General features: G+C 58.3%; 16 protein-coding genes and 4 pseudogenes. 13 read left to right on the plus strand and 7 right to left on the minus strand.

All coding sequences use genetic code 11. The annotated features are described in order from the left end of the window. Positions 1 to 130: 130 nt before the first annotated feature. The 6 genes from LMTR3_RS13330 to LMTR3_RS13355 all read left to right on the plus strand — a co-directional run bounded on the left by LMTR3_RS13330 (position 131) and on the right by LMTR3_RS13355 (position 5,761). A complete protein-coding gene (locus LMTR3_RS13330; protein ID WP_065745668.1) occupies positions 131 to 1,018 on the plus strand; it encodes a SctD/MshK family protein in 888 nt (295 codons plus the stop codon). Between the two features lie 29 nt (positions 1,019 to 1,047). After that, positions 1,048 to 1,572: a hypothetical protein gene (locus LMTR3_RS13335; RefSeq protein ID WP_065745434.1), complete on the plus strand. Its 525-nt coding sequence runs from the start codon at positions 1,048 to 1,050 to the stop codon at positions 1,570 to 1,572. A gap of 1 nt (position 1,573) precedes the next feature. Then, on the plus strand, positions 1,574 to 2,002 hold the full coding sequence (locus tag LMTR3_RS13340; protein WP_065745435.1) for a tetratricopeptide repeat protein: 429 nt from the start codon (positions 1,574 to 1,576) through the stop codon (positions 2,000 to 2,002). An 11-nt stretch (positions 2,003 to 2,013) separates the two neighbouring features. Next, positions 2,014 to 4,131, plus strand: a complete 2,118-nt coding sequence (gene sctV, locus LMTR3_RS13345) for a type III secretion system export apparatus subunit SctV (RefSeq protein ID WP_065745436.1) — start codon at positions 2,014 to 2,016, stop codon at positions 4,129 to 4,131. A gap of 33 nt (positions 4,132 to 4,164) precedes the next feature. Further along, a complete protein-coding gene (locus tag LMTR3_RS13350; RefSeq protein ID WP_065745669.1) occupies positions 4,165 to 4,755 on the plus strand; it encodes a tetratricopeptide repeat protein in 591 nt (196 codons plus the stop codon). A 145-nt stretch (positions 4,756 to 4,900) separates the two neighbouring features. Continuing rightward, the gene (locus tag LMTR3_RS13355) at positions 4,901 to 5,761 is read left to right on the plus strand and encodes a hypothetical protein (protein WP_065745437.1); all 861 of its coding nucleotides are present in this window, start codon (positions 4,901 to 4,903) and stop codon (positions 5,759 to 5,761) included. Between the two features lie 241 nt (positions 5,762 to 6,002). Here the strand turns inward: LMTR3_RS13355 and LMTR3_RS37490 are convergent, their stop codons facing one another. Further along, positions 6,003 to 6,176, minus strand: coding sequence for a helix-turn-helix domain-containing protein (locus LMTR3_RS37490; protein WP_141686577.1), 174 nt, complete (start codon positions 6,174 to 6,176; stop codon positions 6,003 to 6,005). A 379-nt stretch (positions 6,177 to 6,555) separates the two neighbouring features. On the opposite strand from LMTR3_RS37490, the pseudogene LMTR3_RS13360 reads away from it, so the two are divergent. Beyond that, positions 6,556 to 8,816, plus strand: a pseudogene (locus LMTR3_RS13360) (T3SS effector XopP-like protein). A 342-nt stretch (positions 8,817 to 9,158) separates the two neighbouring features. On the opposite strand, the gene LMTR3_RS38490 reads toward LMTR3_RS13360, so the two are convergent. The 3 genes from LMTR3_RS38490 to LMTR3_RS13375 form a co-directional block, all read right to left on the minus strand. Then, positions 9,159 to 9,305, minus strand: coding sequence for a hypothetical protein (locus tag LMTR3_RS38490; protein WP_176721882.1), 147 nt, complete (start codon positions 9,303 to 9,305; stop codon positions 9,159 to 9,161). A gap of 46 nt (positions 9,306 to 9,351) precedes the next feature. Further along, positions 9,352 to 9,936 (minus strand): GNAT family N-acetyltransferase, encoded by a 585-nt coding sequence (locus tag LMTR3_RS13365; protein WP_176721883.1) that lies wholly within the window; start codon positions 9,934 to 9,936, stop codon positions 9,352 to 9,354. 977 nt (positions 9,937 to 10,913) lie between these two features. Continuing rightward, positions 10,914 to 12,098, minus strand: coding sequence for a PLP-dependent cysteine synthase family protein (locus LMTR3_RS13375; protein ID WP_245319847.1), 1,185 nt, complete (start codon positions 12,096 to 12,098; stop codon positions 10,914 to 10,916). Between the two features lie 949 nt (positions 12,099 to 13,047). Between LMTR3_RS13375 and nodS the strand changes: the two are divergent. The 3 genes and pseudogenes from nodS (at position 13,048) to LMTR3_RS37495 (ending at position 14,375) form a co-directional block, all read left to right on the plus strand. Then, positions 13,048 to 13,646, plus strand: a pseudogene (gene nodS / locus LMTR3_RS13380) (nodulation methyltransferase NodS). A gap of 73 nt (positions 13,647 to 13,719) precedes the next feature. Further along, entirely contained in the window at positions 13,720 to 13,878 is a 159-nt protein-coding gene (locus LMTR3_RS38495; protein ID WP_176721884.1) for a hypothetical protein, read from the plus strand. A 254-nt stretch (positions 13,879 to 14,132) separates the two neighbouring features. Then, a complete protein-coding gene (locus LMTR3_RS37495; RefSeq protein WP_141686578.1) occupies positions 14,133 to 14,375 on the plus strand; it encodes a hypothetical protein in 243 nt (80 codons plus the stop codon). Between the two features lie 416 nt (positions 14,376 to 14,791). On the opposite strand, the gene LMTR3_RS38500 is transcribed toward LMTR3_RS37495, so the two are convergent. Further along, the gene (locus LMTR3_RS38500) at positions 14,792 to 14,965 is read right to left on the minus strand and encodes a hypothetical protein (RefSeq protein ID WP_176721885.1); all 174 of its coding nucleotides are present in this window, start codon (positions 14,963 to 14,965) and stop codon (positions 14,792 to 14,794) included. A gap of 427 nt (positions 14,966 to 15,392) precedes the next feature. Here LMTR3_RS38500 and LMTR3_RS13385 point away from each other — a divergent pair, with 427 nt between their 5' ends. From LMTR3_RS13385 to nopM, 3 genes and pseudogenes are all read left to right on the plus strand, one after another. Next, on the plus strand, positions 15,393 to 16,130 hold the full coding sequence (locus tag LMTR3_RS13385) for a carbonic anhydrase (RefSeq protein WP_065745439.1): 738 nt from the start codon (positions 15,393 to 15,395) through the stop codon (positions 16,128 to 16,130). Between the two features lie 777 nt (positions 16,131 to 16,907). Continuing rightward, positions 16,908 to 17,195, plus strand: a pseudogene (locus LMTR3_RS13395) (recombinase family protein); the annotation flags it as partial. 238 nt (positions 17,196 to 17,433) lie between these two features. After that, on the plus strand, positions 17,434 to 19,146 hold the full coding sequence (gene nopM, locus LMTR3_RS13400) for a T3SS effector NEL-type E3 ubiquitin ligase NopM (RefSeq protein ID WP_176721886.1): 1,713 nt from the start codon (positions 17,434 to 17,436) through the stop codon (positions 19,144 to 19,146). 422 nt (positions 19,147 to 19,568) lie between these two features. Here the strand turns inward: nopM and LMTR3_RS37500 are convergent. Beyond that, positions 19,569 to 19,702 (minus strand): annotated as a pseudogene (locus tag LMTR3_RS37500) (IS5/IS1182 family transposase); the annotation flags it as partial. A 1,328-nt stretch (positions 19,703 to 21,030) separates the two neighbouring features. Then, positions 21,031 to 21,621 carry a DUF7694 domain-containing protein gene (locus tag LMTR3_RS37505; RefSeq protein WP_176721848.1) on the minus strand — a complete coding sequence of 197 codons (591 nt, stop codon included), beginning with the start codon at positions 21,619 to 21,621 and terminating at the stop codon, positions 21,031 to 21,033. Positions 21,622 to 21,713 lie beyond the last annotated feature (92 nt).

A 21,713-nucleotide genomic window follows, 5' to 3' on the forward strand; every position in this document is an offset into this window, starting at 1 on the left:
CGCGTGAGTTAGCGCTGCAAGAGGGGCTCGCGGCCGCTCTTTTCGCGTGCTGGATGCTCTACAGCCTGACGAATTCGGAACCAGCCGTACGGCAACGCCGTACGGCTTCTCGTTGCTCAGGAGACTCTCCGTGAATGAACCCGCCTCCGTTCATTTCGAAGTGCTATCAGGGCTCTATTCCGGGGTGACCGGTGAAGCGCCCGTCGGAACGAGCCTTATCGGAAGTGGCCTCGATGCCGATATCGTCTTCGTCGAACAGGGGCTCGAGCCCAATCACTTCCGTCTCACGCCCCTGCACGATTCGATGGAGATCGAGGCCCTAGCAGCCGGAGTCAGCATAGAAGGAAACGGAGATATTGCCGTAGGCGAACGGGTTGTTATTTCTCTTCCTGCCGTCATTCATGCGGGCATGATGTCCATTCGCTGCACACAGGATTCGGGACAAGGATCAATCGGCCTGTGGCGTGTCTCGATAATAGCAGCCGCCTTGGTCTTGCTGAGCTCCGTCGGGATCGCCACTCTTGCAATCAGCTTCCTCTTTGACGGCAGTGCCGGTGCACTGAGCCCCGATGCGCCCCCTGTTGCCGCACTTCCACCCAAGCTGACGCTCAATGGTCCTGATGATCGCCCCCTCCATGCGGCCGCCGAACAGCTGCAAGAGGAGGTTAACAAAGCGGGACTTCTCAACATCAAAATCGGTCCTGGGCCAGGCGTGGTCAGCGCCGAGGGCACAGTGACACCTGCGACAGTCAGTAAATGGCAGGAGGTTCAGCAATGGTTCGATCAGTATACAAACGGGTCGCTGACACTCGTAAATGGAGTGACCGTGAAGGAGGATAAGCCGCCTTCCTCAATTGCTGTCCAGGCGGTGTGGCGCGGAGCCCACCCCTATCTTCTTATTGGTGGGCAAAAGTACTTCGTGGGCGCGCTGTTGAATGATGGATGGACGGTTGATCGAATCGAGGCGGGACGCGTACTGCTCAGCCGGAATGGACGGCTTGCTGCTCTCCCCTATTAGAGCTCCACCGCCGAGGAAAGGAGATCGTCATGACCAAGTTGCTCCAGCATCCTGTCGGACTTGGCACCTCTTCGCAAAGGCTCAACACCCACGACCATGAGCCAGCGAACAAGCCGGCCGTCCTTCAAGTCCATAATTTAGAGATCCATGGCACCGATGGCGATGGCGAGAAGAGGCACGGGTCGGTTTGGCCCGATACCGAGGCGCCGGATCTGCCAATCGAGGCCGCGCTTGACGTCAACGATATCGATGCCGTCTCGCGTGTCAGTCTCAACGAGAGGCGCGTACGGATAGCTGAGCTCGATCCCCGTGCAGCACTCGCTTCACTTTATGGCCGCAATCTCGCAACTGGCCTGCTCTCCTTCGTGACACCACGCCTGCGTGATCCGGACGTGCTGCGAGCAGAAAAGCATAGTGTTCTTCTGGAGCGCTTGGCCGATAGGCTACGGGCCGGACCGGAGGATTCGGCGCGTGAAGGGACCGACGCCCTGCAGCAGGAGCTCCGCCGGCTCATCCTGCTCCGGCAGAACCAGAACAGCTTGATTGGGAGCTAGCATGATCGACTCGGGCGGAGCGCAGCTCGCCGGTCCACCGCCGCCGGCCGATGCTTCCAAAACCGGCGATGTCTTGCCAATCTCCGGGCAGGAGCGCGATTTGGTCTGCGCAATATCCTTCGTCCACCTTGCGTGTGGACAGAGCGCACGAGCTCTCGCTCTGTTGCGGCTCATTGCCCATGACGACTCGCAAGACGTCGACCTGCTTCGCATTCTTACCTATGCTCTCATTTCGGAGGGCTTTGGCGATGAAGCACTTGCGGTGCTTGATAGATTAGACACGCTTGATGACGAGCCCTCCTCGCGTCTGCCTTTGACGCTTCTCCGCAGTCACGCGCTACGACGGGCCGGCCGTATGGACGAGGCGCGGGCAGTCTTCCAAGACTATGTGTCCTTGCGTGGCAGAACAGCCCCAACGCAACAACAATAAGAAGCGTCTCCATGGCACACCTTCTTCGTAAGCTTATCGTGCGCGCGCCATTCCACCCGGATTTCATGGTCGCGTTCATGCTGCTTCTGGCAATCGCAATGATGATCATGCCGATGCCGATCGTCGTGGTCGACATGCTGATCGGCTTCAATCTGGGCTTTGCCGTATTGCTGCTGATGGTTGCTCTGTATCTCAGTACGCCACTGGATTTCTCGTCCCTGCCCGGCGTCATCCTGATCTCTACCGTCTTTCGTCTGGCGCTGACCATCGCGACGACGCGGCTGATTCTCGCTGAAGGAGACGCCGGCAGCATCATTCACACCTTCGGTGAGTTCGTGATATCAGGGAACATCGCGGTCGGCATTGTTATATTTCTGATCGTGACCATGGTGCAGTTCATGGTTCTCGCGAAGGGAGCCGAGCGCGTTGCTGAAGTCTCGGCACGATTCACGCTCGACGCTCTGCCTGGCAAGCAGATGGCTATCGACGCGGAGCTACGCAACGGTCATATCGATCAGCACGAGGCACGCAGCCGGCGAGCTTCACTGGAGCGAGAAAGCCAACTTCACGGTGCAATGGATGGCGCCATGAAGTTCGTGAAAGGGGATGCCATTGCCGGCCTCATAGTAATCTGCATCAACATGCTGGGAGGAATCAGCATCGGACTGCTCTCCAAGGGCATGTCCGTCGATGAGGCGTTGCATCAATATACGCTGCTCACCATCGGCGATGCGTTGATTTCTCAGATTCCGGCGCTCCTGCTGTCCGTTACGGCCGCAACCATCGTCACACGTGTAAATGGTCCTTCCAAGCTCAAGCTTGGTGCCGATATCATCAACCAACTCACGGCCAGTACCCAGGCATTGCGGCTAGCGGCCGGCGTCTTACTTCTCATGGGGCTGATACCTGGTTTCCCCTTGCCCCCGTTTCTCATGTTAGCCGCACTTTTTGCCGGGGCAAGCTATGTCAAAGGCGGCGTGCAAGGCGCGAATACGGGCTCCAAGACGGGCGCCAACGCTAGTGCTCCGACCTCAACTCCAGCGCAGGCTCAAAGGCAAACCATACCTGCGGAGGCGCTCCCGGTCGCGGTTTTCTTTGCACCTAACCTGGTAAACGCGATTGATAGAGAGGAAGTTGAGCAGCACATCGCTCGCATTTCGGCACTGGTCTCAGCCGATCTTGGTATCACGATTCCCCGCATTCCAGTCCAGGTCGATCAACGTTTGGCCCAATCCGAGTTCAGACTAGATGTGGAAGGGGTACCGGTTGAACGGGATCGAGTCGATCCGACGCAGCTCGCGCTCACCGATGACCGAGCGAACATCGAATTGAGTGGCATCCCGTATCGGCAAGATCCAGACACCGGCCGGATCTGGATCGAACAGAGCCATGCACCAGCTCTCAAAGCGGCCGGGATCGGGCATCACCGTCCGAGCGAAATCATCGCCCTGCGCGTCAGTTCCGTACTGACGCGATATGCGCAGCGCTTGGTAGGCATTCAAGAGACGCGACAATTGCTTGCCCGGATGGAGCAGGAATATGCCGACCTGGTGAAGGAAGTGCTTCGCACGACTCCAGTTCCCCGGATCGCCGATGTCCTGCGTCGCCTGCTCGACGAGGGCATCCCGATTCGTAACACCCGGCTGGTCTTGGAAGCGTTCGCCGAATGGAGCGAACGCGAGCAAAACGCCGTCCTGCTCACCGAATATGTTCGCTCCGGCCTAAGACGGCAAATCTGCTTTCGCCATGCCAACGCTCACCGTGTTCTGCCAGCCTTTATCGTCGAACGTGAAACTGAGGATGTGATTCGCAGTGCGGTTCGAGAGACTACCGTCGGGCCATACCTCGCGCTGGAGGACCGGCATAGCGAGATGTTGCTGTCGCAACTGCGCCAGATTCATTCAGGCATGCCACCAGGTCAGAGCCAGCCCGTCATCCTGAGTTCGCTGGATATCCGGCGCTTCGTCCGCGGCTTTCTCACCCGCAACGGGATCGATCTTCCTGTTCTGTCTTATCAGGATCTCGCCTCCGATTTCACGGTCCAGCCGGTGGGTTCGCTCAAGCTTACAGGTCCCAAGGAAAGAGCTCCGACAGTAGAGCAACGCAACCGGCTTGCTACAAACGGCTAACAGAGTGCAGCATCCGGTCATGAGATGGATAGCATGAATTCACCTACAACAACATTCGCTGCACGATTATATGCGTTCCATCCGCCCTCGGGCTTAACTCTCCTTGCTTTATTCGCCACCCTTGCGCTTGGTGGTTGCGCCAGCTTGGATCACCAAGCTATCTCCGTCCAAGAGACGCCGCGGCCAGAGTTGCTGGGCGCCAAGGACATCGATCCTGCTATGCGCGAGCGCATTGGACACGCCCTTCTCCGAGTTTCCGGCGAAGAGAGTTTGCGCGAGGCTCTGAAGCAAAAGCCGGACAATGTCGATGCGGCAATCTCGCTTACGCAGGCACTTCTGGCACAGAAACGCGCAGGCGAAGCACTTGAGGTAGTCGACAAGATCTTGCTTACAGTTCCTGGTGATTTGCGTGCCATGAACGCAAAAGGGGTGGTCCTCGACGCCGAGGGGCGCCATGATGAGGCGCAAGCGCTATATCGCGAGGCTCTCGCAGCGGCGCCAGGCAATCAGATGTTGCGCAACAATCTCGGCCTATCGCTCGCACTTGCTGGAAATGCCGATACCGGACATGCCAGCCTACAACCGCTTTCGCACGAGCCGCGTGCGCTGGCGCGTTCGCAATAGCGTGGCGTTGGCGTAGAACGCCGGATCGTACACGCTTAACATGCGGCGTCAGCTCGTCGTCAGCTAGGCTGACTATCAACTTCGCCGTGCCCGACGAGCCTGAACTGAGTGCAAGAACACTTCACCGATAGGAAACCCAATCACCATGTATGGCCGAATCAACAGCTACCCCGGTGCTTCTGACGCTGATGAAATGAGATATTCCGGCACCAATCAGGCCCAATCTGATGCAGACAGCCAACGCTTTGCGGACATGTTTGCTGGTATGCACATGGCGGCGCCGAGCGCTAGTTCGTCTTCGGCAGCACCCTCGTACTCCCTCGCTCGCCGACCTCCTGTGGATGAGATCACAAAGTCTTCATTCGAGGAACACGTGAAGGACTTTTATGGCGATGAAATCGAGGATATCGCCGCGAAGCCACATATATACTCGCGTCCCATATCCTCGAAGGCCGAACGCACAGCACAAGTTGCTTATGACCACGGCAGGAAATCTGGTTCGGAAAATGCACGCTATTTCAGCTATCAGTTAGGCAACAAGAGTGTTGGACTTCTGCGAACGGAAGGCGGAGCTAGCATGAGTGATGTGTTCAAAGAGGAAAAGGCACGCGCGCGCTGGCGGGAACAGTTTCCGGGACGGACCGAACTCACATCCACTGTAGATTTTCGGGTTACTCATCCCCTCGTCGAGAACGCAGGCGATATTCTGTTGGAACATCAGCTTCGACTCGACGGCGAACGGCCTTTGCTCCTCTCTCATTCTGTCAATGACGAAGCGAAGGCCCGCGCACGGGCGTTGGGTTTTGTTGAGGTGAGTGACTCGATGATGGTGCTTGACCCTACCAAGCATCCTAACAAATGGACGAAGAATGATGATGGTGAATGGCAGCGGAAAAACAAGCCTCCATTGTATCTTAAAGCTACCGACAGTAGCGGCATTGATACCAGAGCGGCCCAGCGTACTCCAAATACCACGCCCGATTGGGACGACGATGACTTCATGTAGACTGGCCTGAAGAAGATAGATCACGCGAAAATGCCCGCAGTTTGGCCGATCAGCAAGCTGTGTAAAGGCGGGTCTGCGGGCCCCGCCTCGGCAGCTGCGGCCTTAGAAAGCCTGCTGCCCGGCCGCTGTTAGCTATCATGGGATCGATAACAATGTCCGGCTGATGCAAGACATGACTACAATTCAACCTTCACAGGCGCCTCTTACAGAATACGTCTGACATTCCCCCTCGGCCGATGGCCTATCTTTGGCATTTCTCCAGCGTCCGCACGACCACCGCTTCGATGCGAGAAACGTCAATCGTGCGCGGCGCGCCGGAACGCGGCTCGTCGTGCAGCCCGGCCCCGCGCCGCTTCACAGAAGGACGCTGCCATTTGCCTACGGTCTGCGTGTCCAGGTCCAATTTGGCCGCCATTTCCTCGTTCTAACCGCCCTCCGCGCAGGTCAGCACGATCCGGGATCTCAGAGCCAGCGCTAGCGCGTTCTTTCGCCGCATTGTCACCGACTTCAGTTCGGCACGCTCATCATCGCTTTGTATCAAGGACGCAAGTGGCTGGACCGCGATCAGACCTCCGTCGCTGTTGCCAGCCCTCACCTTTGGCACAGCAACGCGAAGCTACGATGCGCACTTGTGGCTCGGGATACTAGCAACATGGCATCTTGCATGGAATTGGAAGCCACGGTGATTCGGATTTTCTTTGTGCGTCCGGGGGAATGCCCTTCGTCAGCTAATTGTCAGCCAGGCCGTCTACCTAGATAGGCTGCGCATCCTCGCCTGCATCGGAGGTTTGAAAATGACGGGCATCGACCGAGCTGGCAAATCGCACGTTGGGGCTGATGGCGCCGACAGCACGTTGAGGAGTTCGCGCTCGGAGTCAATTCTTGCCCCTGGGGAAGGCAGCCAACGGTTCGATTCCGTCGTGGAGCGGATGCGCTCTGGGCCGCAAGATAGAAGCGCGCCGGTAGCCAGCCAGCCGCGCAGTATGGCAGTTCCCATTTCCTCGACAGGCGCCGAGATCGAGTCCACAAAGCGACAAATGGACCGCCTGCTTGAGGAACTTGACGCTTCCCGCAAGGCGGCCATGCAAGCGCAGAACTCGTCGGAGGCGCAAGAGCTGATCGATCAGCTCGTCGAGGCAAGCTCAAAAGTTCTGGAATACCGCGCGAGCCTGCCCCCGCATGTAGCGCGTAGCATTCTGTCCGACGATCAGGCTCGCCGACTCCGGGACGAGGCGCTCGATGCGGCGGACCAATGCAACATACTGGCCAAACGGACTATCTCCGCCTTGGAGGAGAGCCGGAAGAGTGCGGCCGACGTGCTCGACTGGATCCTCAAATCCAATGCTTCCCCCGACCAGCTGCGCCGAACGGTTTTAAGTGTGGCGAACCGCTATGAGACGTGCATGGAGTGGTGGGGAAAGAAGTCATTGCGCTCGGAACGGATGCAGTCGGTCTGCGCCGCCACCGCCGCTTTACCAAGTACAACGGCCGAGATGCAGCAGGCCCAAGAGGATGCACTGCGGCTGCACACCGGCTGGGCACTGTATACGAAGTGCATGCATCTGCAATCGCGGGTCGCTCTCGCGCAGGTCATGATTGAGCCGCTGGCGAGCACGTTCGAACCAGCCGTGAGGAACATCCTCATGGGTGAGAAGGGGGGGCGCGTCTGCTGGGAACCTTCATCGAGGATTTTTTTCCGGCATTCCTCTCGACGTACGGCGCTGTTCTAAAAAGCGGAGGACGCGCGCTCGACGCAGAGCCCCGCGCCGTTCTGGAAGGCGTCATGGAGCGCCTTTCGGAATTTGCGTTGGCGTTGCACGACGTCATTGGAAAGCTAAGCGCTCTCGGAACAGGTGCCGACCTCCCATTGGAACTGTTGGGCCAGATCGTGGAAGGCGCGTGGGTCACGGCGCATGATGTGATGCGCCTCTTGTCACTGCAGCCGAAGACCCCAGCCATTATTACACCGCCGGCCGACGCTGGGGCTGCGATACCGGCCAACAGTACCGGCAGGGCTGTAGTGGCTGAGGGTACAACATCGCGCAGGAAGCGCAAAGGCAAGCGCACGCCGGTCGAGGGCGCCGGGAGTTCGGCGGCCGGGAGGATGCAGCCACAGGTCGCTATGGCCGACAAGGCCACAGCGCCAGCAGCCAAAGTTCTCGTGCTCTCGGATTTAGGTACAAAGAAGCTGGTGAGCGCGGAGGAGGCGCAAAGGGCGTCATCGTCGGCGGCGGCACAGTTAGCTATCTGGCAGGCCCCGCCGTCGATTGAGGCACTGACGCCACTACTCAAGCGCTTGGACGAACTTTTGCAATTCGATCTGGCTGGACAGCAAAGGGCCATCTCGCAAGCACGCCAGATGAAACCCGAGGACGCCGACCACGTCGTAGACACCGTGGTTGAGCGCCTGCGGATGCAGGCCGCCGAGATGCAGGCCTGTGTGGCCGCGTTGGAGGAGCCTCGTCGAAGCGGCCTACTCACGCCTGCGCAAGTGCCCGAAGTGCACGACAAAATAGTCCGGCTCAACACGATGTTGTCCCAGGCGCAGGGGCTGGCCAAGGCTGCGAACGAGCGAAAGGCCACGACTATCATTGATTGCATGAAGACCTACGCCTTTCCGTCGCAGAAGTACCTTGAATACTTGCGGGCGGCCGAGGAGTTGGCGCCTGCGGATCCACCGCGCCCATTAAAGGGCGAGCCAGGGACGCTGTTTGAGTTCAAGCTGCAACCCAAGGCGCTGATCAATGGTGCAATGCCGAGTCCGATGTGGGTGCACATCCACACGAACCGGCCGGTACTTGCGCGGCAATTGGCCACGCTAGATGACGCCGAGTTCGCCGCTTGCCACGTCAAGTCCAATGAACAGCGCGGCTACAATCGGCAGTGGCAGAACGCCAGGGCTGCAACCGGTCACGAGAACGTCGTGGTCCACCGCGGCAAGCTTACGCCTGCGTTCTGCAAGTCCTTGTTGAGCACCGTGCTTAGCGGCCACCCACCCTATCCGCTTGCCGAGGCGGAGCACCGGTCGACGCAGGCCGCTCGACACGGGATGTAGTTGGGGTGTCACGCAGTAGAGTGCCGATTGTGGTGACACCATCAGCCAGACCTCCGCAATCCGGAGCCAACGCGCCGTGATCAGGTCATGGGCCATCAGCAACCGGTAGACTGAACCCTTCTGCTTCGGTTTATAGCGCTCGTAAGCATGCGGCAATCAGCGCACTGGTATCGTGCAGTAACTCTTCTTGGCCATTCCGGTTTAGCCGCCATGCCAAAAGCCGCCTTTCCATTACAGCAAGGTCGTAACATTCATATTTAAGAGACCGGCGACATCACGAAGTGTGAAGTATCAATCGTGATAGCCCTGGAATAAGCTGGGTAAACGTGGGACCGAGCTGACTCAGCGCCAGGTGGTGATGCTTGGGGCCGCCTTCGAACGGTTCTTTCTGTGCGTCAAGCTGGGTGTGTAGATCTTCTGGAAATCAGCGCGCTTGCTGTCATAGAAGGCCAGGGTCGTGCGATCGAGCGTCAGCAGCGGCCGCAGCACGGCTTCCCGGCTGACCCCACAGCGCTGGGCCAACGCTTCGAGCTAGCTACGCCGTTCGCAACATTGGCGAGAGCGGCGGCGAAGAGCCATGTTGTATCTCACCAATGACCTTGAAGCCGTGGCGTTGATAAAAGGGAATGTGCTCGGGATTCGAACTTTCGAGGTACGCGGTAATGCCCTCCTCATCACATCGTTGAAGAGCGTATTTCATTAGCAATGTGCCAAGCCCTTGTCCGGCCCAGTTGGGATCGGTGGCAATGAGAGGCAGATACCAATGTGGTTCGGGCGGATGATGCTCGGCCATTCCCCGCCGCAGGTGTGCCATATCCTCGGTAATCCCCGGGCTCAGGGATTGCGCCATGATTTCGTCCAGCGCCGCCTCATCTTGTTGCACGCCGGGAGGGAGCCATAGGGCCGCGGCGCGAATTCCTCCCGTGACGTACGCTGTGCCATGCTCGAATGCTCGTCCGCCACAGGCGTTGATGAACTGAGGCATGCTCTGAATATATCGCCTTGCGTCAGGCCAACTCCACCGCATCAACGGATCGGCGACAAAGCCGAGCACAATTGTCCAGACGGTGCTTGTGCGATTGTTTGCATTCGCACATGTGATGTCCGACTCCGCTGGCATATGTGATTTCCGAGTCTCAATCTAGTCGTCAGAGTTACAAGGGTAGGACAAATGGCTCTGAACGAGAGCACAGAAGGATACGCCGACAGAGGCTTTCGTCGAATGCATCGGGCGTCCAGGTAGCAAATGTCGCACGTTGAGGTTCGCAGATGACCAACGATCTTTCAAACTATCTTATAACGTATCACGTCGTCTCCCATTGAGCTGTTCTGGTAGAGTCCGACATACAAAACACGTGCCAACAGCGAAAGCCGCATATGTATTGCCCTCAGTCGGATGGTGCCGTTGTTCGAAGCGGACGGCGCGCCTCATCTTCTCGCGCCAAGCAACCTCGGCAAGCTCTCCAGGGCCGCCGCGATGCCGACCCCATGATCTCCGTCGTAATTCGGTTCATTCATCCAATGGATGAAGTCGACGTATTAACTTGCCGGATTTCCTTTTCGTCTCTGAACTTTCGGACTGCGTCGAGAAAGAAACACAACCCAAGGAATCGATAAAGTTGTGTAATTCTAGGTGCGGCCAATGCTTGCTTGGCCCAGATATCGGTCGGCCGCTGGCGTGGGTGTGATAGATCTACTGAAGTTGAGATGTGCGTCGACGGTGCCGAAAGGAAACTCGTCTCGATAGTTGTCGTTAAATGGACGGGTGTCCTTGAAGCATCGCGATGACAGCCCAGACGCCTACCCCGCGAATGCACGTGTCAAACCAGTTGGTGCAAAGAAGAGTTTGAGAGCTCGTAATTCAACGACTTGCGAGAGCGTTATTCGTCGCTTCACATTTGACAACAAATGCGCGCAAGAACTACGAGATGCACACCTAGCTCAGCTATAGAGCGTCACTCTCCAAGGTGGAGGCCATCCGTTAGAATCGCGTCGGGTGCGCCACGCTTTGATTGGTCCCGAAACAACGGGCACTCGCCTACCAAACCGATGCGATTTGAAAAATCTGACGCCGTGCAGACGAGGCGTAGTTTTCGATCAGCGTGGTCCTGCTGCACCTCGGGCATTCAACGGATTCGTCACGTCTGCGATCGGGAAGCCGGGCAGATGCCCGGCTTCCAGGAAGAGTATCAACTCGGCCTCATAGGGCGTAGGATCGATGTCCCGCGCCTTTAGCCACTCCGGCTTGTAATAGGTCTGCCGATAGCGCTCGCCGGAGTCGCAGATCAGCGTCACCAGCGATCCCGCTTGGCCGGCGCTGCACATCTCCGAAGCCAGCCGGCACAGTGCAAAGAAGTTGGTTCCGGTAGAGCCGCCGACCGGCCGGCGCAGGCGACGCGACAGCACGTTCATAGCCGCGATCGTCGCAACATCCGGGATCTTCATCATGCGGTCGACCACGGTCGGAACGAAGGATGGCTCACAGCGCGGCCGGCCGACGCCTTCGATTAGCGAGGGACGCTCGCAAGTTCGCGAGCGGTCCTGATAGCGGAAGCAGTCGAAGAAGGCGGAATGCTCGACATCGGCAATGCAGAGCTGCGTTGGAAACTGACGATACCGCAAATAACGCCCGATGGTCGCCGAGGTGCCGCCAGTGCCGGCGCCCATCACGATCCAGTCCGGCACAGGGCGCGGCTCGCCCTTCAACTGGGTGAAGATCGACTCGACGATGTTGTTGTTGCCGCGCCAATCCGTCGCCCGCTCCGCGAAAGTGAACTGGTCCATGTAATGCCCGTTGAGACGGGTGGCGAGCGCCGCTGCCTCGGAATAGAGCGCGCGGCCGTCGTCGATCAGATGGCACTTGCCGCCATAATGCTCGATCGCAGCGATCTTCTCGGCCGACGTCGTCCGCGGCATCACGGCATAGAAGGGTACGCCGATCATCTGCGCGAAATAGGCCTCTGACACCGCCGTGGACCCCGACGAGGCCTCGACAACTGGCGTGCCCTCGTGAATCTGTCCGTTGCAGAGCGCGTAGAGGAACAGCGAGCGAGCAAGTCGGTGTTTCAGGCTGCCGGTCGGATGCGTCGACTCGTCTTTCAAATAGATGTCAATGCCGGCGAGAGCCGGCACGATCAGCCGAATTAGGTGAGTATCGGCAGTGCGGCACTGGTCGGCCTCGATCGCAGCCACGGCCTCGTCCACCCAGCCACGCCGATAGCTCGGCAAGCTGGAGTTATTGTGACGGAGAGACGTGCGCCCGATCGACATAGCGTCTAGCATGAAATAATTCGTTTTGCACATCAAGTCGTATTGCCGCGGTCGCTCTGATGCCCGACGCCCAACTTCCGAGCGGCATGGAGGGCTCCAGACTGCCACGAAGCTGCATCGACAGTTCGCATAGATTTCCGGGTCCATCGAGGCACGACACGTGACGACGCATCGCATCTTCGCTCGTCTTTCTGATCACCTTCAGGTCTTGTCATGGGGCACCCGGCTCGTGTCGCCAGTCGAACGTCAGAATTCTGACGAATTGACTTAATCACCTCGCCTTCTTCCAAAAAGTTATGCCACACCTAATTCTGGCCGGCACCAGCCGAAACGCTGCACGACTCTGCGGTTGACTGACGCGATCATCGGAGGAGCCGCCGCTGGCCTGCATCAAGCAGTGGCATCGGCTCGATCCCGTTCGCCGCGAGCAGTGTTCGAGTGCGTCCAGCTCTGCGTCTGACGTCAGCTTCGAGGCATTCGATGTCCGGCGAGGATCTTCGCCGGACCAACGTCGTGGACGCCTTTTCAGCATGTGCTGCTACGTCAAGGCGGCCGGCTCATCATGCGCTTAACGGCAACGCGGTCTTCCGGACCATTATCGGACTGGATATGTTCCATCAAAACAATAGATTTCACCAATTTTGCCGCAATCCCCATAGTCAGACGCCGGCTAACTCAAGCATCATCAGGAAAATGCGTGTGAAACGACTTGTTGGTTTCAACACAGTTGCTGGAAGATGGGCAAGCACGAACGGATGATTGCCCAGCTGCGTCCTGATGTGCGCCGTACTGGAGTGGGACTGAAGAGGTGCTCATGAGGTCTGCGAAAGCTGGACTGGAGGCTCTTCAATGGTCGGTAGACCCACGGAGGCGGAGCTTTCGCGCAGTTCTTCGAGGCTGGTCTCGTTTGACAGCATCGGCACGGGCACCCGATCTTGCATTCTCAGTAGGTAAGCGACTCATGAGTTCCGACAGCAGGCATCAATCGCTAGAGCGGGAACTAGCCGCCGACGATCCGTGGAGGCTCGACGGTAATCCATTCGAACGCGAGCGTCACTCGCAACTCCTCCGGCTATCGCTGTCGCAAGGCGTGATTTCACACGCGCTCGAGGTCGGGTGCGCGGCCGGCGCTTTTACGGAAATGCTAGCACCTCATTGCAAACGGCTCACAGTCATCGACGTTATGCCGCAAGCGATTGGTCGAGCTCGCCTGCGGACGAAAAGGTGATCGCACATAACCTGGATGGCTTCGGATGTTCAGCAGGTTTCGACCGCCGAGCGGTTTGATTTGATAGTACTGGCCGAAGTCCTCTACTACCTTGGAGGCGTGGCTGAAATGCGTGCGACAATCCGCAAGTTGGTGCAGATGCTGACGCCAGATGGACAGCTGGTTTTTGGGTCAGCCCGAGATACCAACTGCAGGCGTTGGGGCCATGCTGCTGGAGCTGAGACTTGCATCCTCATGTTGAAGGAATCGTTGATCGAAGTCGAGCGAGTGAGCTGCCAAGGTCGTCGGCTAACGAAGACTGCTTGATCTCCTGCTTTCGGAAGCCGAATTGATGCCGGCTCAACAGGATGTCAGAAAGAATGTGTAAGCAGGTTTCTGTGAGTTTACCTTACCGAGAAGACTCACATGACGACCGACACGACGTTTACACCTAAACTACTGGATCAACTGCCTGCTAACTATGAAAGGCCTAAGGACCTCACAGGTGCGGACGGGCTTTTCAAGCAGCTGAAGAAGGCGCTGATTGAGGCGCTTGGTGCGGAGCTGAGCGATCATCTTGGCTAGGGACCCGGGACCGGCAGCGGCAACGGGAAATCGGCCAAGAGCAAGAAGACGATGTCGTCATGTTCAGCGCTCCACGTTCAAAACTTCTTCCGAGTTATAAGTCGCCCGGGCGTCAGTGATGCAGGTCCTTCCCGACCGACTGAGAAGTGAGGTGCCGTGCAAGCAGCAGTACTTCAACTACCTTTTCTTATAGGCTTACTCCGGTTGGTCTTAAGGCTCTTGAGCCGATTCATTCGCGAGGAACGACGCCAAAATTGATCCAGTTTTCCAGCCAATGTGGCGGCGACGTCCAGGTTGAAGGCGTCTTGTCATACTTCATCACCAAGAACTTCAGCGCGGGCATTGCCCAGATCAACTCACTGGGGCGTGGCGGTCGCCGCTGCCGCGCAGCTGTGCCGAGGGGCCTCGGCCATCGCCTGCTTGCCACGCGCAATACCGCGATACATGCCCGTGCCACGCCGCTCGATCTCCGCATACGGTATTTCTCTGCCAGTTAGCTGCGCACGCGCTTCGGGATTGGGAAAGTAGATATATCGCATCTGGTAGCCGTCCAGCGGCACGCCCTGGCCTGACCATGAGCCGCCAGTCTTGGTGAAATGAGCCGCGCGTCTTGCCGGTCACTTGCGTCATCTTGTGCGTGATCGAGCAGTTGGACAATCGCAGCAAGCTCTTGTTCAACTTGATCCCGGTCAGCACGAAGGCAGCCGCGCGACAGATCGTCCGGTCGCCGCACTGGCACCCATCGGCGAACGAGATCACCCACTCGATGTGCGGATAATGCCTTGATCATCCGCAGTGCGATCGAGAGCGCGCGGCTTCCGCTTGCGCGGCAATGCTTCCAAGAACACCAGCCGGTTCAACTCGAGAAATCCACTCCATGGCGTATCGCGCACCCAGCCCTTGGATGTGGCTTTTATCCATCGACGGGCCAAATGTCATCGCGCCTTCGAGCCGGCCCGCGGATAAAGACGCCGAGCGCGAGGAATAAACTGTTGACCGTCTTGCTGTAATGCAACCGCGTGATCAGCGACGCGTCGGCATCCTTCTTTGCGATCGGCGCGACGCGGATTTCTTTATCGTGTGACATGGTCAGTCACTGAGTTCGTCGCGCATGGTTCGAGACTCCGGCTCGGGAGTCACGGCAGTGCCATCAACCTACAACGGTCCGTCGCGGTGGCGCCAATGCTCCGAATTCACTTCCGCTTTATGCATAACGGATATTGCCGCCGTTGTGCTGGCTCGACCCGGTCGAGAATGACCTAAGGCGGACGCCTCAACTGCGCGACACGACTTCCATTGCGCCATGGAGGCAAGCCTCGAAGCAATCTGCTGGCGGCGCGTTTCTTGCGCAAACACGGCGGCCGATGCCATTGAGCGTTTATCTGTCCAGTGCGGGCATCAAGCCTACCTAAACGGCTCGCCAGGCGCGACGTTTTCTCGTAATCCATACACCTTACAAGCACATTTCACGCGCTCTTGATGCAGACGTTGTAACCGCACAGGCTAGGAAAAATATGTGTGAAAACTGCTCCCCGAATCCACCTCACCTGCTCGCGCCGTCTCGGCGTTCCCTAATGTTGTTCGCTGCTTCGGCGGTTGGCGTGCTGCTTGGCGACAGGATTGCTGACGCGAAGGAGGCGAAAGCACCACCCAAGCCCGACAACGTGCTCTTGCCGGACGCTTCACTGAAGCGGCTCATGGAAGGCAATGCACGCTATGTCCAGGGCGCATCGCGGTGCCACGGTTTCAAGCACGAACGCGAAGTCTTAATCGGTGGGCAAAATCCACATGCCGCGATCCTGAGCTGTGCCGATTCGCGTATTGCACCCGAATTTGCATTCGACAGCGGACTCGGCGATCTGTTCGTCTGCCGCGTTGCAGGCAATTTCGCCAACGATGACACGGTCGCGAGCATGGAATATGCCGCTGCGGTACTAAATACGCCGCTGATCCTGGTGCTCGGCCACGACCGCTGCGGCGCCGTCGATGCTACCATCCAGTCGCTGAAAGACGACAAGCCGCCGCCGGGGCACATCCCGTCCCTCATCGCCGCACTTGCGCCCGCGGTCAAGGCGTCATCGCAGCAAAGCGGGGATGCACTCGCCAACGCGACCCGGCAAAACGTGGTGGACAACGTCAACAAGCTGAAATCGGCAACCCCGATTCTGAACGCGGCAGTTGAGCAAAACAAGCTGAAGGTTGTCGGCGGTCTTTATCGGCTCGATACCGGCAGCGTCGAGCTGCTGAGCTGACACTCCCAGCAACGGGCCGTTTCTCGCGCGGCCGCGGGCGACCACAACCCTGCGATGCGGCGCGCGAGATAGCCACGAGCAAAAGATTTTTGGCTCTTTGTAGTCCTGAACACGTTTCGGGGCCGCAAAGCCTCAGTTGCGGCTTTTCGTACTCAGCCAACCTGCTGTATCGCCTGTTGGCCCCTCGCGTCATTTCGCTGCGCTGCGGTATTCAGCCGCCTATGATCGTCCAAATCGAAAATCCGCACTCCCACGTCGTACAGCGGGTATTTTCCTTGATGGATGAACAGGGGAATAACGGCGCTATCACTGCTCGGATCAGGCACCTGCAACGCCATATACGCGAAGCTGTTGCCACCTGTTATCGTGTTCGCGCTCTCCGCAGGCGGGCAATCTCCTCATTTTTTGAGCCAGCGTGGCGTTGAAGTTTGACTGCCGCCACGATAACCAAAAGCTGCCGAAAGCAAGGACGACCGCACCTGAAAGCACCAGGATGGCGGGAGCAAATTGCCATAGAAATCGCCCGATTGTCATGCCGCCCCCTAGCGGTTGCCTTCCTTCACCAGCAGTTTCGTCTCACGCTGTCCCCCAGCGTCCGAGCTATCGGCCTTCGCGACAACGATTCGCAAGCGGCCTTTCCAGTGAAGCTATGCAAAAACGAATCGTAGGGATTCTAAGACAGCCCTCATCTTCGCGTGAAGGTCCCGTTACAAATTGATTTGGGACTGGGCTGCGACCATGGCTGAGGGCAAGTTCATCTCCTAGCTACGCGTTTCCACGGATAAGCAGGGCAGGAGCGGCTTGGGCATAGAGGCCCAGCGCGAGGCGATGGTGCGTTATCTCAACGGCGGCCAGTGGGCCCTTTCGGCCGAGTACGTGGAAACCGAGAGCGGCAGGCGCTCCGACCGCCCCAAGCTCGCGGCGGCCCTCTCACATGCCAAGGCAATCGGTGCCAAGCTGGTCTTTGCGAAGCTTGACCGGCTCACCCGCAAGGTGGACCTGCTTCGGTCGCTGGTGGCAACAGTGGAGCGAACTGGCTGTCCTGCAGCGACACTCGTCAGCTGATCGACAGGTAGGCCTGCTAAGGGCAGAACGCTTCCATGTTGACGACTTATCTGGTCAACGAAATGGCAGAAGCTCGCAGCAGTATCGATCCATTTGCCGCGGTTGGGCTCGTGTGAACCTGTACCGACTCGAGTCGGGCGGGAGCCGCAGCGCGCGTGCACCGGCTGTCGAATGATCATTGCGCTGCGCAACCACCTGCTTCGCGGGGGGTATTCTTGTTCTGACAATGGAGAAATTGATGAACACGGGACAGGCACAGTGGAGTGCAGGTTCTTCCTCAGCCCCTTCTGAAGAGGGGGAGCAGGAAACTTATTTCAGCGGCTTCAGCCGAGCCATGGCGGATTGGGTCGAAGCCTTGACAGGGTATCGGACCCCAGCCTCCGCGCGCGCGCAGATCCTGGACAACTGGGTTGCCGAAGAGGGTCAGGGCGAAGCCGAGAATCGGCGACAGGGGCGCACACGAATCAGGGATTCGGACAACGCAGGCTCGCACTCGCTGGACTTGTCCTCCCTCTCGCTAACCGCTTTGCCCGCCGCCCTGCCGCCAAGATTGCTGGAACTGAGCGCTAGGCACAACGAGCTAAGCAGCCTACCAGCTACGTTCCCACCCGGTCTCCAGCATCTTCTCATTAGCCATAACCGCTTGACCAGTTTGCCGGACGCTCTTCCGGCGACCCTCTCTCTGCTGGAGGTTGCCGACAACAGCTTGACCAGTCTGCCGGCCAACCTTCCGGCTGGGCTTGAGATCCTAAACGCAAACGACAACCGACTAAGGAGCCTCCCCGACTCTCTCCCGAGCAGGCTCACCTCGCTCGCGATTAGCGGCAATCAGCTCACCGAGCTCCCCGAGTCCCTCCCGTCTGGGATCACTGAACTCGATGTCAGCAGCAATCAATTGACCAACCTCCCCCAACTCCTTCCGAGCGCGCTCCAATCGCTCGATCTCAGCAGTAATCGGCTGACCAGCCTGCCTGAGGGACTTTTTATATCGAGTTTTGACTACCCGCATTTGGAGAACGTTGAGCTTGCGGATAACCCACTGCCGGAGGAGGCCCGCGTTAACCTGGCGGGCGTCGTAGCGTCACCGCAGGAGCTGTCTCTGTATGAGGCTGCCGCGCACTGGCTCGGGGACGATCCGGCTTCACTAGCCCAATGGCAGCACTTTGCGGATGAGCCAGGCGCCCAGGACTACGCGCGGTTCCTAGAGAGGCTCCGGGGCACCGTGAACTATGGCAATGACGAGTTTCGGCAGGCGGTGGCTGATGATCTGCGGCAGGCGGCGACCAATCCAAGATTGCGCGAGCAATTTTTCACACAGGCTTCCGAGGCCAACGCGAGCTGCGAGGATCGTGTTACTTTGCACTGGAACGGCATGCAGACCGCGCGCTTTAACGCTGATGTCGAGGACGGGGTGTATGACGATCGGCTTGACGAACTGATCCAGCGCGGCCGTCTTGCGTTCCGCTTGGAGGCACTGGACCGGATCGCGCGCGACAGGGTCCGCGTCAACCCGCGCCTAGACGACGTCGAAGTTTACCTGGCCTATCAACATCGGCTGCGCGAGCCGCTCGAGCTAAGTCACGTCGCCCCTGACATGCGCTTCCTGACGGTCTCTCACGTAACCCCGGAAGATGCTGCGCGGGCGCTGGACCTGGTTCGGGAGCAGGAAGCGAACCAATTCGCCGACTATATGGCAAGCCGCTGGCAACCCTGGGAGACGGTGCTGAGGCGCATCGCTCCGGACGAATATGCAGCGATGCAAGACCGGCTCGTCGAAGCCATGGGCGAGGAGTTTCAAACCCGCTTGAATCAGAGACTGGCCGAGCATGGTCTGCTAGGCGATTCGGATGCCGAGCGGGTGCTCGGAGCCCAAGTCCGAAACGAAATCGCTGGCGAGATCAAACGCGAGGTCATGCACCGGCTGCTCACAGACCGTGGCCTCGAACTATGAGATTTCCCAAGTCTACCCGCAGGGACATAGTTCATTGCTCTGTGGCGCTAGCTAAAGATCAATCGTGCAATTGACATGATCTTCGAACTGCCGCTGACGATTGCCGCTTGGCGCTCGACCTTCGTCAGCGGATCAAGCAACGCTGGCCGGGCCATAGAGAGCCTTCGGCCCGCTCAAGAGCGATGGGCAGGAGTCGAGTGGGCAGAAATGGTGATCGAAGGGCACGCGGCGGGAGCAATATACGCGGCTCAAGAGACTCGCAGCATTAGGCTCGCAGGCTTGGCACGGTCCAGTTGGGACTGCCGAGTTTTGCTCGTGACGCGATGTGGCCAGGCCTGAGCAAGGGAGTTGCTGTTCGACATGGGCTCGGAAGTATACGCAGCAAGCGAGCCCGCTTCCCGCCGAACGACCGGCTAGTCGCGCTTACTCGAGGCCCAGGCCTCGATCAGAGTGCCATCGACCGAGAAGTGATCGCTCGACAGAAGCTTCTTAACCTTGGGCTGCGCCAGCACCACCGGCAGAACTTTGCCGCGATGTCGCCCTCCAGCAGCCGGTCGGTCATTGAACGGCCCCACTCTAGAAGATTGTCATCCCCTTATTCGGTTGGGCGCAGAAAAACATCACTCTCATAGCTTGCCGGCCCAATGGTGGCGGTGTAGTTCACGCCCTGAAGGGTGAGATTTGTCCCCGGTTGAGACGCGCCTGGCAGCACGTTTTGCAAGCGCAGTCCCTCCTTAAGGTCTTCGGGCACCCACTGTGCGTCGTGCTGCCACTCCAGGGGAAGATATAAAGATAGACTCGGCAGCGGACCCGGGTGGTAAGACGACTGATCTGCCCGGCCGGAGGTATATGCCTCGAAGTTTTTATCCCAGAATGGCGGGTCGACTGACTGACACTTTGGGCTGGCAAATAGGCCGGCTTCAGCGCCCACGGGGAACGCTCGTTGTACTCCATCGTCGATTGGCGACTGCGTCAGCGCCCGCGAGGCAGCCACACGCTAGGTCATTGCCGTATGCCGGATTGATCTTGATGGTACTCAGTGTTGAGGCACACTGCGATGAGTATACTCTCTGCTTTGAGAGGCGCTGCCCTCCTCAGGCGCGCCTTATTGATGCAGTGCAACGACATCGGCTGACCTACTCGCCGGTCCAGAGGACCGAACCCGTTTCCCCGTTCTTGCAAGTTGAAACTATAACAGGAGCGCATCTCATTTGGCGCGGTCTGCTGTTTTCAGGCGGTCGACTACCGCGGGTCCTACTCGATCGTATCTCCTGAGGCCGCGGGTCGCGTTTGTGTGCGCCACCCAACCACTTCTTGGTGCGGTCCGACATGCTTCTCATTTTTCGCTCGAAAGCGATCTGGTTCACCTTCCACAATAGACGTTGCGATTTGCACCGACCGAGCCCGCCGCCTCAGATGAAGCAAAAGCAGCACGCCGCCAAAAAGGCTCGTCATTATGACGGCCGTCATCAAAACGCATGCCACACCGCACAATGCGGCTATATCCAAGGCCGATCGCAACCAGAACGGCACCCAATCCAGACGTGCCGTGTCCTCCGTAGGGCCAGACATGTTCGCTATAACCCGCTGCTCTTCTCGATGCGTAATAAGGCTAATCGTTCACCGCCTAATGACGGATCGGCACCCTAAGGATGCGAGCTGACGCCAAGCTGACGAGCATCCCCACGCCAACGATATCGTTTGGCGCGAGTTCCAGCCCTTGTTGATCAGCCGAAGAGATCTGAAAACTCCCCGAACAAATATCAACAAACATCTTAGACGTATTGAAGAGAGTTGTTCGTCTATCGCAGTTCGTCGTTTCTACTGGAATAGATGCGGCGGCGCCCCTGTTGGGACCCTCAAATCATTGTAGTAGTACGGGTCTCATGATAGCCCCCCAATCTGTGCAAGCAACATTGCCGTTTCAGATGGACCAAGCCCGACGACGCCTACGAAGCTAGCCGGTGGCATTGGAATGTCCTGACGAGTGGGCTTCCAGAGATGCAGGCAATACCGGCTGTTATTCACGTATTGCGAATGAGGCGGATGCAGCTGCATCACGCACTCCTCTTCATCCCAAAACAGGTCTTTGACGAAGCACATCTCTTCCCAGTTCGGACAACGTCGTGCCGTCGAGACGGAGACATGCTCCCACCCTGGGCGAACAAGTCCGACTATCCTGAGCTTGCAGCCACAAGGCCCCTGAACAAAAAAGAGGCCGCAAGGACCTGATCCCGGCGCGCTGGCGAATTGGCCATATCGTACGCGTCCAGCCTCGAGCTTTTCTAGAACTTGTGCTCTCACCTCCCCTCCTTTGCCTCGCTTGATTTCGAACAAACTGCTGAGCAAACCGTAGTGTAGATCATCTCTCTTCTTCCGCTTCCAATGCCGGCAAGCACATGCAACCGGGCGCGCGCGTTTTTCCTTGAACCGGTAAAGCACCTCCACCGAGAGGCCGTTATAAACTTTCGCCATCTCCTTCACCTTTGCTGAGACGAACGCGTGCGCTTCATCACGGATTTAGTCACAATGGTGCTTTTCAGCTTGTTTTACCTCACCACATCCCC

The sequence above is a fragment of the Bradyrhizobium sp. LMTR 3 genome (genome assembly GCF_001693485.1).
In the GTDB taxonomy this organism is placed as follows: Bacteria; Pseudomonadota; Alphaproteobacteria; order Rhizobiales; family Xanthobacteraceae; genus Bradyrhizobium.

What these genes read in the sequence shown, in the direction of transcription:
- LMTR3_RS13335 (WP_065745434.1), top strand. Translation starts at nt 1,048, where the DNA reads ATGACCAAGTTGCTCCAGCATCCTGTCGGACTTGGCACCTCTTCGCAA.
- LMTR3_RS13340 (WP_065745435.1), top strand. Translation starts at nt 1,574, where the DNA reads ATGATCGACTCGGGCGGAGCGCAGCTCGCCGGTCCACCGCCGCCGGCC.
- sctV (WP_065745436.1), top strand. Translation starts at nt 2,014, where the DNA reads ATGGCACACCTTCTTCGTAAGCTTATCGTGCGCGCGCCATTCCACCCG.
- LMTR3_RS13350 (WP_065745669.1), top strand. Translation starts at nt 4,165, where the DNA reads ATGAATTCACCTACAACAACATTCGCTGCACGATTATATGCGTTCCAT.
- LMTR3_RS13355 (WP_065745437.1), top strand. Translation starts at nt 4,901, where the DNA reads ATGTATGGCCGAATCAACAGCTACCCCGGTGCTTCTGACGCTGATGAA.
- LMTR3_RS37490 (WP_141686577.1), bottom strand. Translation starts at nt 6,176, where the DNA reads ATGGCGGCCAAATTGGACCTGGACACGCAGACCGTAGGCAAATGGCAG.
- LMTR3_RS13365 (WP_176721883.1), bottom strand. Translation starts at nt 9,936, where the DNA reads ATGCCAGCGGAGTCGGACATCACATGTGCGAATGCAAACAATCGCACA.
- LMTR3_RS13375 (WP_245319847.1), bottom strand. Translation starts at nt 12,098, where the DNA reads ATGCTAGACGCTATGTCGATCGGGCGCACGTCTCTCCGTCACAATAAC.
- LMTR3_RS38495 (WP_176721884.1), top strand. Translation starts at nt 13,720, where the DNA reads ATGACGACCGACACGACGTTTACACCTAAACTACTGGATCAACTGCCT.
- LMTR3_RS38500 (WP_176721885.1), bottom strand. Translation starts at nt 14,965, where the DNA reads ATGTCACACGATAAAGAAATCCGCGTCGCGCCGATCGCAAAGAAGGAT.
- LMTR3_RS13385 (WP_065745439.1), top strand. Translation starts at nt 15,393, where the DNA reads ATGTGTGAAAACTGCTCCCCGAATCCACCTCACCTGCTCGCGCCGTCT.
- nopM (WP_176721886.1), top strand. Translation starts at nt 17,434, where the DNA reads ATGAACACGGGACAGGCACAGTGGAGTGCAGGTTCTTCCTCAGCCCCT.
- LMTR3_RS37505 (WP_176721848.1), bottom strand. Translation starts at nt 21,621, where the DNA reads ATGGCGAAAGTTTATAACGGCCTCTCGGTGGAGGTGCTTTACCGGTTC.